General features: G+C 68.5%; 11 protein-coding genes and 2 tRNA genes. 4 read left to right on the top strand and 9 right to left on the bottom strand.

Going from position 1 to position 11692, the window contains the following annotated elements; genetic code table 11:
* Positions 1-55 precede the first annotated feature (55 nt).
* Complete coding sequence (locus AB1K56_RS07160) at positions 56-268, bottom strand: hypothetical protein (protein WP_371205093.1); 213 nt, start codon at positions 266-268, stop codon at positions 56-58.
* Positions 265-855, bottom strand: a complete 591-nt coding sequence (locus AB1K56_RS07155; protein ID WP_371205092.1) for a helix-turn-helix domain-containing protein — start codon at positions 853-855, stop codon at positions 265-267. The genes AB1K56_RS07160 and AB1K56_RS07155 overlap by 4 nt, the downstream gene beginning before the upstream one ends.
* 79 nt (positions 856-934) lie before the next feature.
* Between AB1K56_RS07155 and AB1K56_RS07150 the strand changes: the two genes are divergently transcribed.
* Positions 935-2983, top strand: a complete 2049-nt coding sequence (locus AB1K56_RS07150; RefSeq protein ID WP_371205091.1) for a M3 family metallopeptidase — start codon at positions 935-937, stop codon at positions 2981-2983.
* Positions 2984-3085: 102 nt separating this feature from the next.
* Here AB1K56_RS07150 and AB1K56_RS07145 read toward each other — a convergent pair whose 3' ends face one another.
* The 7 genes from AB1K56_RS07145 to AB1K56_RS07115 all read right to left on the bottom strand — a co-directional run bounded on the left by AB1K56_RS07145 (position 3086) and on the right by AB1K56_RS07115 (position 8917).
* The gene (locus tag AB1K56_RS07145) at positions 3086-3607 is read right to left on the bottom strand and encodes a hypothetical protein (RefSeq protein ID WP_371205090.1); all 522 of its coding nucleotides are present in this window, start codon (positions 3605-3607) and stop codon (positions 3086-3088) included.
* A 41-nt stretch (positions 3608-3648) separates the two neighbouring features.
* Entirely contained in the window at positions 3649-4917 is a 1269-nt protein-coding gene (gene clpX, locus AB1K56_RS07140) for an ATP-dependent Clp protease ATP-binding subunit ClpX (protein WP_136585516.1), read from the bottom strand.
* 324 nt (positions 4918-5241) lie between these two features.
* Positions 5242-5904 (bottom strand): ATP-dependent Clp protease proteolytic subunit, encoded by a 663-nt coding sequence (locus AB1K56_RS07135; RefSeq protein ID WP_136585515.1) that lies wholly within the window; start codon positions 5902-5904, stop codon positions 5242-5244.
* 23 nt (positions 5905-5927) lie between these two features.
* Positions 5928-6512, bottom strand: a complete 585-nt coding sequence (locus AB1K56_RS07130; protein WP_058231493.1) for an ATP-dependent Clp protease proteolytic subunit — start codon at positions 6510-6512, stop codon at positions 5928-5930.
* 79 nt (positions 6513-6591) lie between these two features.
* The gene (locus AB1K56_RS07125) at positions 6592-7080 is read right to left on the bottom strand and encodes a tetratricopeptide repeat protein (protein WP_371205089.1); all 489 of its coding nucleotides are present in this window, start codon (positions 7078-7080) and stop codon (positions 6592-6594) included.
* Between the two features lie 178 nt (positions 7081-7258).
* Positions 7259-8770: a trigger factor gene (gene tig, locus AB1K56_RS07120; protein WP_371205088.1), complete on the bottom strand. Its 1512-nt coding sequence runs from the start codon at positions 8768-8770 to the stop codon at positions 7259-7261.
* A 73-nt stretch (positions 8771-8843) separates the two neighbouring features.
* Positions 8844-8917 (bottom strand) — tRNA-Pro (locus tag AB1K56_RS07115).
* A 199-nt stretch (positions 8918-9116) separates the two neighbouring features.
* Here AB1K56_RS07115 and AB1K56_RS07110 point away from each other — a divergent pair.
* From AB1K56_RS07110 to AB1K56_RS07100, 3 genes are all read left to right on the top strand, one after another.
* Positions 9117-9190 (top strand) — tRNA-Gly (locus AB1K56_RS07110).
* A gap of 143 nt (positions 9191-9333) precedes the next feature.
* Entirely contained in the window at positions 9334-10434 is a 1101-nt protein-coding gene (xerC, locus tag AB1K56_RS07105) for a tyrosine recombinase XerC (protein ID WP_371205087.1), read from the top strand.
* 468 nt (positions 10435-10902) lie between these two features.
* The gene (locus AB1K56_RS07100) at positions 10903-11619 is read left to right on the top strand and encodes a hypothetical protein (RefSeq protein ID WP_371205086.1); all 717 of its coding nucleotides are present in this window, start codon (positions 10903-10905) and stop codon (positions 11617-11619) included.
* Positions 11620-11692 lie beyond the last annotated feature (73 nt).

The following is an 11692-nucleotide window of genomic DNA, read 5'->3' as shown; positions in this document are numbered from 1 at the left end:
GCCACCGGAGGCGCGCGGGTCGAGGTCGCTTCGACGAGCTCAGGGACCTCTGTGATCAGCGCGGCAACAGGTACCGCGCGGCATCCGCCGACATCGCCTGCGACGCGGACCGCCCGGCTCGACGCACCGGCTCCACTGCGACCGCGTCCGCGCGTCGACGCATCCGTTCCTCCGCCCAGCGCGCCACCTCGCGCGAGAGGGCGAGCAGCGCCGCTTCGACGGGAGTGGGACGGCCAGGGAGCGAGACGGTGTGCGTGACGGCGCTCATGCGGAGCCCCTCTCGGTCGGAAGCGGGAAGACGTCGTTGCGGATCGTGACGGGGCGGACGCCCTCGCCGGTCTGGTCGCGGTAGCGGGCGACGGTCTCGTCGACCAAGGCCTGGATCCGCCGCACGAGGTCGCGCGACTGCTCCGCCGTCAGCCGCGCGGTCGCCGTCGAGATGATCGCGGCGTCACGCCACTGTTCGGCCTCGTCCCAGCCGTGGGCGGCGAAGTGCATGAGCTGCTGGTGGCGCAGGGTGAGCGTCTCGGACTGGACCGCTTCCATCACGGCGCGCCCCGCGGGGGTGTTCTGCATCTCGGGGTTCGTGAGGGTGACGATTCCGGCGGGCCGTTCCCACCAGCGTTCGCGCGCGGTGCCGCGGCCGGCGACCTCGCGGATGAGGTCGTGCCGTGCGAGAGCGCGCAGGTGGTAGCTCGTCGCCCCCGTCGACTCCCCCGTCAGCTCGGCGAGGGAGCTGGCCGTCTGCGGACCGTATTGGCTGAGGATGTCGTACAACCGGACGCGCAGGGGGTGCGCCAGGGCACGGAGCGCTCCGGCATCGAGGACGCGCTCGGCGCGGGGCTGCGAAGTCATGGTGCAAAGATATCTTTGCAAGGTTTCTTTTGCAACGTCTTCTCTGCACCCCGTTGCTGTTGCGACGTAGGCTGGACCGATGACGGATGCCCCCAATCCCCTCCTCTCCCCGCCGGCACTCCCCTACGACCTGCCGCCCTACGGCAGCATCGCGGTCGAGCACTACCTGCCCGCGTTCCACGCCGCCTTCGCGGCGCAGCGCGCGGAGGTCGATGCGATCACCGCCCAGACGGCGGAGCCCACGTTCGAGAACACGCTGGTCGCCCTCGAGCGCAGCGGAGAACTGCTCGACCGCGTCGCCCGCACGTTCTACACCGTCACCGGTGCCGACGAGACGCCCGAGATCCAGCAGGTCGAGGAGCAGCTCGCCCCGCTCATGGCGGCGCACCGCGACGCCATCCAGCTCGACACCGCCCTGTACGGCCGTATCGCGGCGGTCCACGCGCAGCTCGACGATCTCGACCTCGACGCCGAGAGCCGGTACCTGGTCGAGCGGCACCACCGCGAGATGTCCCTCGCGGGCGCGGGGCTCGACGAGGCGCAGAAGACACGCCTGACCGACCTGAACCAGCGTCTGTCGGTCCTCACCAACACGTTCGAGAAGAACCTCCTGGCCGACACGAACGACCTCGCCGTGGTCTTCGACGACGCCGCCGAGCTCGACGGTCTCGGCGAAGGCGAGCTCTCGGCCGCGGCGCAGGCCGCGACCGCCCGCGGTCTCGACGGCCGCTACGTCGTGACGCTCACGCTGTACACCGGTCACCCGTATCTGGCCTCGCTGACCAACCGCGAGAGCCGTCGTCGCCTGCTCGAGGCGTCCCGCGCGCGGGCGACGCGCGACAACGAGTACGACAACCGGCCCGTCCTGCGCGAGATCGTCCGCCTGCGCGCCGAGCGCGCGGCGCTCCTGGGCTACCCTTCCCACGCGGCCGCGGTGCTCGCCGACCAGACCGCGGGTTCGCCCGAGGCCGTCGCGTCGCTCCTCCGACGCCTCGCGGCCCCCGCCGCCGCCAACGCCCACCAGGAGCAGGCCGCGCTCCAGCGGATCGCCGATGCCGACGGCATCCGGATCGACGCCCACGACTGGGCGTTCTACACCGAGAAGGTGCGCGCGGAGCGCTACGACCTCGATCGCGCCGCACTCCGGCCGTGGTTCGAGGCCGAGCGGGTGCTGCGCGACGGCGTCTTCTTCGCGGCGGAGCAGCTCTACGGGATCCGCGTGAACGAGCGCCACGATCTGCAGGGCTATCACCCCGAGGTCCGCGTCTTCGAGGTGCACAACGCCGACGGCAGCGAGCTCGGGCTGTTCCTGCTCGATCTCTACACGCGCGACAGCAAGCGGGGAGGCGCGTGGATGAACTCGATCGTGACGCAGTCGGCCCTCCGCGCCACGGCCCCGGTCGTGGTCAACAACCTCAATGTGAACAAGCCCGCGCCCGGAACCCCGACGCTGCTCACGCTGGATGAGGTCACCACCCTCTTCCACGAGTTCGGTCACGCCCTGCACGGCCTGTTCGCGACGGTGACCTACCCGCACTTCGGCGGCACGGCCGTCTACCGTGACTTCGTCGAGTTCCCCAGCCAGGTGAACGAGATGTGGATCCTCTGGCCCGAGATCCTCGCGAACTACGCCCGCCACATCGACACCGGCGAGCCCCTCCCCGCCGACGTGGTCGAGCGCCTGCACGCCTCGGAGGCGTTCAACCAGGGCTTCGCGACGAGCGAGTACCTCGCGGCATCCTGGATCGATCAGGCCTGGCACGGACTCTCCGTCGACGAGGCGTCCGCTGAGATCGACGTCGCCGCCCTCGAGGCCGACGCCCTCGCCGACATCGGCCTCGACAACCCGGCCGTGCCGACTCGCTACGCCTCGACGTACTTCGCGCACGTGTTCTCGGGCGGATACAGCGCCGGCTACTACTCCTACATCTGGAGCGAGGTGCTCGACGCCGACACGGTCGAGTGGTTCCGCGAGAACGGCGGGCTCACGCGCGAGAACGGCGACCGCTTCCGGCAGAGGCTGCTGGGGGTCGGTGGGTCCGGCGACCCTCTGGCCGCGTATCGCGATTTCCGGGGCCGGGATGCCGAGATCCAGCCCCTCCTGGAGCGCCGCGGTCTCACGGGCTGAGCGCAGCCCCCTCCGTCGCGGGGCGGGCGAGGTCGACCCGACCCGCCCGTCCTGGGGACTCAGCTGACGCCGTGAACCCCGACACCCTCTGGACCGTGTCGCTCAGCGCCATCCCAGCACGTCGCGCACGAACGCCTGCGAGGCCGGGCTGCCGTCGTTCGGGATGCCGTGCAGCGGCGTCCGCGAGACGACGTCGCCCGTCGCCTCGACGCGGTCGAGGGCCGCGTGTACGAGGGGCCCGGCGTCGTTCGACGAGGTCCACCCGCGCACGGTCGGATGCGCGAAGACGACGACCTCCGCGCCCTGCTCGTGGGGCCTCGCGCTCGCGACCACCACGGTCGGGGTGGCGCGGCGCCACAGGCCGGGGACGAACGCGAGGACGGTGTCGGAGAGCACCGCGTCGGCCATCCCGGTAGTCCACGACGGGTCGGGGCGGCCGATGCGCACGTCCTGCGCGACCCACTCCGACTCTCGCTCCCGCAGGGCACGGGCCACGCGCTCGTCGCCGAGGTCGAAGCGCTCCGTCACGAGGGCGTCGAGGGTCGAGGACAGAGCCTCGTCGGGCGGGCGACGCACGATGAGGCGCGCGCCGCGCGTGATGCGCCCGACCGAGAACGGACGCACGCGGAGCGAGGCTCCGCGCCCCCTCCACCCGCGCTGAGCGCTCAGGCGCTACGACGCTTCTGCGCGAGGACGATCGTGGGCTGCGCCCCGTCTTCGACCGCCGCGCGCGTGATGACGACCTTGGCGATGTCGTCGGCCGAGGGCACGTCGAACATGATCGGTCCGAGCACGTCTTCGAGGATCGCGCGCAGGCCGCGCGCACCGGTCTTGCGGGCGACGGCGAGGTCGGCGATCGCGCGCAGCGCGTCTTCGTCGAACTCCAGCTGCACCCCGTCGAGCTCGAACATGCGCTGGTACTGCTTGACCAGCGCGTTGCGCGGCGCGGTGAGGATCTCCATCAGCGCCTCCTGGTCGAGAGGCGAGACGGATGCCACGACGGGCAGACGGCCGATGAACTCGGGGATCAGACCGAACTTGTGCAGGTCTTCGGGCAGGGCCTCGCTGAAGAGGTCGGGCGCGTCTTCTTTGCGCTGGAGCGGAGCGCCGAAGCCGACGCCGTGCTTGCCGACACGGGCGGAGATGATCTCTTCGAGCCCCGCGAAGGCGCCGGCCACGATGAACAGCACGTTCGTCGTGTCGATCTGGATGAACTCCTGGTGCGGGTGCTTGCGGCCACCCTGCGGCGGAACCGAGGCGACCGTGCCCTCGAGGATCTTCAGCAGGGCCTGCTGCACGCCCTCGCCCGACACGTCGCGCGTGATCGAGGGGTTCTCGGCCTTGCGGGCGATCTTGTCGACCTCATCAATGTAGATGATGCCCTGCTCGGCGCGCTTGACGTCGAAGTCGGCGGCCTGCAGGAGCTTGAGCAGGATGTTCTCGACGTCTTCGCCGACGTATCCCGCCTCGGTCAGCGCCGTGGCATCCGCCACCGCGAAGGGCACGTTGAGGCGCTTGGCCAGCGTCTGCGCGAGATACGTCTTGCCGCAGCCCGTGGGCCCGAGCAGCAGGATGTTGCTCTTGGCGATGTCGATCTCTTCGGCGCGGGCCTCGGCGGGCTGCAGTGTGCCGTGGGCACGGACGCGCTTGTAGTGGTTGTAGACGGCGACCGCGAGGGCGCGCTTGGCGGGCTCCTGGCCGACGACGTACTCCTCGAGGAACGAGAAGATCTCGCGCGGCTTGGGCAGGTCGAACTCGGCGACCTCGCCGGCCGACGACTCGGCCATGCGCTCTTCGATGATCTCGTTGCACAACTCGACGCACTCGTCGCAGATGTACACGCCGGGACCGGCGATCAGCTGCTGCACCTGCTTCTGGCTCTTGCCGCAGAAGGAGCACTTGAACAGGTCGGCGCTCTCACCGATGCGTGCCATGGCCGGTTCCTTCCGTCACCCGGCCCCCGCCGGTGTGTTACCCGAGCCTAACCCGAGGCCACGACATCCGAGGGCATTTGCGCTCTCGGCGGTGTCGTGATCGCTCGCGGCGGACACGCGGCATCCGTTCGCTCCCCCGCGCGCACGGCCGGATGCCCGTCGCGCCGAGACGCCATCTCGCTGACATCTCGGCCGCAGCCCGCCGCCGATTCGTCGGGGAATCGCCGTCTCGCGGCGCCGGGGCGAGGATGCGCGGCGATCGCGCGCACGACGAAGCCCCGCAGACCGGGAGGGGTCTGCGGGGCTTCGTCGTACGCGAGCGCGTCAGGCGGTGAGGGCCGCCGGGGTGCGCTTGCGCGTGGTCAGCACCTGGTCGACGATGCCGTACTCCATCGCCTCGTGCGCAGAGAGGATCTTGTCGCGGTCGATGTCCTTGTTGACCTTGGCGACGTCCTGTCCGGTGTGGCGGGCCATGGTCTCTTCGAGCCAGGTGCGCATGCGGAGGATCTCCTGCGCCTGGATCTCGATGTCGGACGCCTGCCCGTGCCCGGCCTCGCCCATCGCGGGCTGGTGGATCAGGATGCGAGCGTTCGGCAGGGCGAGACGCTTGCCGGGGGCGCCGGCGGCGAGCAGGACGGATGCCGCGGAGGCGGCCTGTCCGAGCACGACGGTCTGGATCTGCGGCGAGACGTACTGCATCGTGTCGTAGATCGCCGTCATAGCCGTGAACGAGCCGCCGGGCGAGTTGATGTACATGATGATGTCGCGGTCGGGGTCCTGCGACTCGAGCACGAGCAGCTGGGCCATGACGTCGTCGGCCGAGGCGTCGTCGACCTGGACGCCCAGGAAGATGACGCGGTCCTCGAACAGCTTGTTGTAGGGGTCCTGGCGCTTGTAGCCGTAGGCCGTGCGCTCCTCGAACTGAGGGAGGACGTAGCGGCTCGAGGGCATGTGCGCTGCGGCGCCGCCGAAGGTGGGGATGTTCATGATGGTGTCCTTTTCCTCTCGACTCAGGCCGCGGTTCCGCCGCCGCCGGTGACGTCGGTGGCGTGCTCGCGCATGTGGTCGACGAAGCCGTACTCGAGGGCTTCCTGAGCGGTGAACCAGCGGTCGCGGTCACCGTCGGCGTTGATCTGCTCGACGCTCTTGCCGGTCTGGTTCGCGGTGATCTCGGCGAGACGGCGCTTCATGTCGAGGATGAGCTGCGCCTGCGTCTGGATGTCGCTCGACGTTCCGCCGAATCCACCGTGGGGCTGGTGCAGCAGCACGCGCGCGTTGGGCGTGATGTAGCGCTTGCCCTTGGTGCCGCTGGTCAGCAGGAGCTGGCCCATCGACGCGGCCATGCCGATGCCGACCGTGACGATATCGTTCGGCACGAACTGCATCGTGTCGTAGATCGCCATGCCGGCCGTGATCGAGCCGCCGGGCGAGTTGATGTAGAGGTAGATGTCCTTCTGCGGGTCTTCTGCGGCGAGCAGGAGGATCTTCGCGCAGATCTCGTTGGCGTTCTCGTCGCGCACCTCCGAACCGAGCCAGATGATGCGGTCCTTCAGCAGCCTGTCGAAGACGCTCGTTGCCATAAGGGGTTCGGGCATTTAGTGCTCCTCTTCCGGTGATCTGCAACGAATCTACCGGCGGGGTCCGACACCGGATGCCGTGTTCGCCGCGGGCGGATCAGTCGAGGCGTTCGGCGATTTCTCGCGCGTATCCGGTCACGGAACGGGTATAGCGGGGCAGGTGCGGCGCGAGGGCCTGAAGGGCGACGGATGCCGCCCGCTCGGGCTCTCCGCTCGACACGAGGGCGAGGGCGTAGAACGCGGCGGCCGCGTCGTGCAGGGGTCCGCGTGGCTCGCGCTCGTACTCGGCGCGGAGCATCTCGAGCGATTCCTCGGTCTTGCCCAGGTTGCGGATCGTGCTCGCCAGCTGGATGGTGGCCTGCGTCCGGCGCTCGTCGTCGAGCCCGATCGCGAGGGCGCGCCGGTAGAGCACCTCGGCCTCGTCCTCGACGCCGGCCGAGTCACGTGCCCCGGCGCGCTCGAACAGCGCGACGGCGTCGTCGGTGGGACGCTCCGCCGAGAGCTCGTCGATCCGGGTGATGACGTCTTCGGGGCTGAGGGTCTCGTCGGCCCAGACGGCGTCCACCCTGTTCTGCCAGTCGTCCATTCGTCGCATCCTCATCCTCGTTCCGAACCCGCGCTCACCCTCCCCGAGTCTCCAGAACATCCGGAGGCTTCGAGACGTCCTCCGCGCGTTCCGAACGATCGACGGGGTGGTTTCCCGGACGGCGCCCGGGGACGGGAAAGGGGGCGGATGCCGCGGCATCCGCCCCCTTCCTCACGACTTACTCGCTGTCAGCGGCCTCGTCGGTCTTCTTCTTGGCCGGCGCGCGCTTCTTGGCGGGAGCCTTCGCGGGCGCCTCCTCCGCGGCGGCCTCGTCGGCCGGAGCCTCGTCGGCGGCCTTCTTCTTCGCGGGGGCGCGCTTCTTGGCGGGAGCCTTCGCGGGGGCCTCCTCGGCGGCGGGCGCCTCGTCGGCGACCTCGGCAGCCTCGTCGTCGCCCTCGGCGGGCTCTTCGCCCTCGACGGCCACGAACCCGGTCAGGTCGACGGGCTTGCCGGCGGTGTCGACCACCGTGACTTTGCCCAGCGCGATCGCGAGCGCCTTGTTGCGCGCGACCTCGCCAACGAGCGCGGGCAGCTGGTTGCCCTGCTGCAGCGCATTGACGAAGTCCTGCGGCGCCATGTTGTACTGCGCGGCCGACTGGATGAGGTACTGCGTCAGCTCGTCCTGCGACACCTGGACGTTGGCGTCTTCGGCGATCTTGTCGAGGACCATCTGCGTGCGGAACTGCTTCTCGCTCGCCTCGGTGACCTCGGCGCGGTGCACGTCGTCCTCGAGGCGGTTCTCACCCTCGAGGTGGTTGTGCACCTCGTCCTCGATCAGCTGCGGCGGCACGGGGATCTCGACGGCCTCGAGGAGGGCGTCGATGAACTTGTCGCGCGCGGCGGAGCCCTGCGTGAAGACGGCCTGCTGCGCCACGCGCTCGCTGAGCGACTCGCGGAGCTCGGCGATGGTGTCGAACTCGGACGCCATCTGGGCGAAGTCGTCGTCGGCGTCGGGGAGCTCGCGCTCCTTGACGGCCGTGATCGTGACGGCCACCTCGGCCTCTTCGCCGGCGTGCTCTCCACCGACGAGCTTCGAGCGGAACGTGGTCTGCTCGTCGGCCGTCAGCGATTCGATGGCCTCGTCGATGCCTTCGAGCAGCTCGCCGGAGCCGATCTCGTACGACACGCCCTCGGCGCGGTCGATCTCGTTGCCGTCGATCGTCGCGACAAGGTCGAGCTCGACGAAGTCGCCGGTCGTGGCAGGACGGTCGACCGTCACGAGCGTGCCGAAGCGCGCGCGCAGGCGGTCGAGCTCGGCGTCGATGCCGGCCTCGTCGGCCTCGGCGGCGTCGACGGTCACCGTGATGGTGTCGTAGGCGGGCAGCTCGAACTCGGGGCGCACGTCGACCTCGACGTCGACCACGAGGTCGCCGGAGAAGTCCTTGAGCTCGGGGAGCTCGACGATCTCGGCGCTCGGGCGACCGATGACGCGCAGGTCCTGCGCCTCGACGGCCTGACGGTAGAACCCGTCGAGACCCTCGTTGACGGCGTGCTCGATGACGGCGCCGCGTCCCATGCGCTGGTCGATGATGGGGGCGGGGACCTTGCCCTTGCGGAAGCCGGGGATCTGCACGTCGCGGGCGATGTGCTCGTAGGCGTGGGCGATGCTCGGCTTGAGCTCGTCGGGCGAGACCGTGATGTGGAGCTTGACCCGGGTGGGGCTGAGCTGCTCGACGGTGCTGTTGACCATGCGGTGTGTTCTCCTCGTGTGGCCCGCGCGCACGCGGGGGCCGTGTGGGCCTGTGGTCTGTGGGGCCGTTGCGTCGGGGCGACAGGATTTGAACCTGCGGCCTCCCGCTCCCAAAGCGGGCGCTCTACCAAGCTGAGCTACGCCCCGGGGCGACGCGCGCGAACGCGTTCGACGAAACGACCTCGGAAAGTCTAGTCGATCGACCCGGGAGCGCCGGATTTCCTGCGGTGCGCGGCGGATCCGACGCCGGGAACCGGCGCACACAACCGCGGCGGCGTTCGCGACGGCTCGCGCGGTGTCGTAGAGTGGTGATGTTCGAACGCTTCACCGTTGGGGTGAAGAATTCGGGGCTGTAGCTTAGTGGTAAAGCCTCTGTCTTCCAAACAGATGATGCGAGTTCGATTCTCGTCAGCCCCTCCACAGTAAGTGCCTGGTCAAGCACCGTTTCCGTAGCTAGTTCGGCTCCCTCCGCTGGAGCCGATTGGCGTCCGTGGACAATTCATGGACGAAAGCCTTTCTCTGCGACCGCTCTCCGGCGTATCACGTCCATGAGAGAAACCAAGATGCGTAAGCGCACCCACGGGACCGGAACCATCACCCCCTACAAGGACGGCCATCAACTGAAGTGGTCGACGCCTGATGGCGGACGACCGTCGAAAGTGTTTCGACCGTCGACCCGCAAGCAAGCGGAGCAGGAGCTACGACGCATCCTGACCGAGATCGACAAAGGTGAGTACAGAGACGACCGGCGCGGATCGGTCACCTTCGACGCGTTCTGGAAGGACTGGCTGGCCTACCGCGAGATGGAGGTGAAACCGAGCACTTTCAAGAACCTCGTGAGCATTCACAAGACCGCGCTTAGCCCTACGTTCGGCGGGCAGAAGATCAACACGATTACGCGACGGGCGGTCGACATCTGGTGGGCTCAGCACAAGATCCATCCGGTCCAGCGACGCAACAGCTACTACGCGCTGAAGGGCGCGTTCGACCAGGCGGTCGACTGGGGCCTGGTCACCACCACACCCTGCCAGGTGAAGGACGCGGGAAAGGATGTGTCCCGAGATCGGCCCGATTGGCAGGTGGAGGACTTCGACACCGTGCTCGCCCACGTCTCCTCTTTCTACAGGCCTGCGCTGGAGATCATGTTCTCGGGCCACCTCCGCCTCGGTGAACTCATCGCTCTGGACTGGGCGGATGTCACCCGCACGGGCGTGATCACCGTGACAAAGCAGAGGCTCGGGCTCGGATTCACCGCCGACACCAAAACCGGCCAGCACAAGCGCATCCAGATGCTCCAGCGTGGCGTGGTCGCCCTCCAGGCTCTCCCCCGCGGCATCGGGTCCACTCCCCTGCTGGCTGGCGAGCGCGCCACCCGAATGCCGCGAAACAGTCTTCGCGACAGGTGGAACGATGCGGCAAGCGCAGCGGGTTTCGTGAACTTTCACGTGCACGACATCAGGCACATCGGCCTGTCCCTCGTGGCCGAGGCGGGCGCGCCTGAGCGCGTCGTCCAGGAGCGGGCTGGGCATGCGTCGGCCACGTCCACAAGGCGCTACCTGCACTCGAACGAGCGCATGCACGCCGACGCCGTGCAGAAGGTCGACGCCCTCGTCCATCGCCTATCCGCGGGTGGTCAGTCCCACGCCGCCAAGGTCGCGAACTAGGCCGCGTTGGCGCACGGCGTGCACATATTCGGTTAGCGCGTGACGGACGAAAAAGGCCCTCTCTTCATGTAATGGAGAGAGGGCCTTTCGTGTTGTCCCTGGCGTCCCGGCCAGGACATCAGCTTATCGAACGACGAGCCTTCGCACATACTGAAGAATAACCCGGGGTTGACGCGCGTTCGCGCTAACGAACCGCGGCAAAAGAGGGGGGTTAATGCTTATTCGCGCTAACGGTCCCTGAAGAACAACCCATAGATCGACCCTGAAGAATAACCCCTGTGTTTCCAGAGGAAACACCATAGGCACTCTCGGCTGTCAAATCATGCTTGCGTGTGAAGCGCGATGCGGTGGAGAATGGACTCCGAGCAAGGGCCCGATGTCGAGGCACCGAGGCTCCCGCAGAGAGACCGGCGAGGTTCCAGGCCGGACGTGTTGTCACCGTCCCGTCCCGCCGTCCCCGGAGTCCCGATGTTCCCCCTTCCCGACGTTCCCTGGAAGTTCGACCCCTCCTACTGGGCCCAGGTCGGTGAGTGGATCGAAGCCGTGGCCGGTCGCCACCTGAGAGCGACCGAGAACACCGAGGCCTTCCCCGCCACCGCTTCCGACCTCGCAGAGCACATCTGGTCGGAGATCCGGATCTCCACCAACGGCCAGCACCCCTGGGAGCGCCGCTACGGCATGACCAGCGCCGCGATGGACAAGCGGGTCTGGGCCAAGGCCGAGCACATGCTGGCCACCTTCGCGCCCGCCGTTCCCCGTGGGCCATTCCCTCGCCGCTTCACGCGCCCGTTCACGACCGAGGAGTCCAGCAGGGGTGGGCGGGCGTCCAAGCGCCCCAGCCGCGTCCTGGCGGGCCTGCGGACGCTCCCCGCCGACATCACCGCTGCAGCCGCCGCCGAGGCCCTGGGGTGCACCGAACGGCAGGTCTACACGGCGCGGGCGGTCCTGAAGGAGGAACGGCGCGTGCGTTCCATCGAGGAAGAGCTGAACGCGCTGTTCGGGCCAATATACCCCGCCGACACTGAGACCGACCGAGACTCCCGCGAGGCTGACGCACGTGAGCCCGACGACCCCGAGGCCGACACCACGTTCGAGGACTTGATGGCCGAGGCGGGCATCGGGGTGGATGCCGGAAGCGACTGCAATGCACGTCGCGCGCTAAACCCCCTCCGTGACGCGCACTGATTCCACATGAGGATGAATCTGTGGACAATTCAGATTTGCGAATTAGACGCTCAAATAATGCGCATCACGCGCT

The organism is Microbacterium sp. BWR-S6Y (assembly GCF_041379845.1).
Classification (GTDB): domain Bacteria; phylum Actinomycetota; class Actinomycetes; order Actinomycetales; family Microbacteriaceae; genus Microbacterium; species Microbacterium hydrothermale.
Note: the sequence above shows the minus strand (reverse complement) of the source record. Positions and strands in the feature narration are given on the sequence as shown.

What these genes read in the sequence shown, in the direction of transcription:
- AB1K56_RS07150 (WP_371205091.1), top strand. Translation starts at nt 935, where the DNA reads ATGACGGATGCCCCCAATCCCCTCCTCTCCCCGCCGGCACTCCCCTAC.
- tig (WP_371205088.1), bottom strand. Translation starts at nt 8,770, where the DNA reads ATGGTCAACAGCACCGTCGAGCAGCTCAGCCCCACCCGGGTCAAGCTC.
- AB1K56_RS07130 (WP_058231493.1), bottom strand. Translation starts at nt 6,512, where the DNA reads ATGCCCGAACCCCTTATGGCAACGAGCGTCTTCGACAGGCTGCTGAAG.
- AB1K56_RS07160 (WP_371205093.1), bottom strand. Translation starts at nt 268, where the DNA reads ATGAGCGCCGTCACGCACACCGTCTCGCTCCCTGGCCGTCCCACTCCC.
- AB1K56_RS07155 (WP_371205092.1), bottom strand. Translation starts at nt 855, where the DNA reads ATGACTTCGCAGCCCCGCGCCGAGCGCGTCCTCGATGCCGGAGCGCTC.
- AB1K56_RS07135 (WP_136585515.1), bottom strand. Translation starts at nt 5,904, where the DNA reads ATGAACATCCCCACCTTCGGCGGCGCCGCAGCGCACATGCCCTCGAGC.
- clpX (WP_136585516.1), bottom strand. Translation starts at nt 4,917, where the DNA reads ATGGCACGCATCGGTGAGAGCGCCGACCTGTTCAAGTGCTCCTTCTGC.
- xerC (WP_371205087.1), top strand. Translation starts at nt 9,334, where the DNA reads ATGCGTAAGCGCACCCACGGGACCGGAACCATCACCCCCTACAAGGAC.
- AB1K56_RS07125 (WP_371205089.1), bottom strand. Translation starts at nt 7,080, where the DNA reads ATGGACGACTGGCAGAACAGGGTGGACGCCGTCTGGGCCGACGAGACC.
- AB1K56_RS07100 (WP_371205086.1), top strand. Translation starts at nt 10,903, where the DNA reads ATGTTCCCCCTTCCCGACGTTCCCTGGAAGTTCGACCCCTCCTACTGG.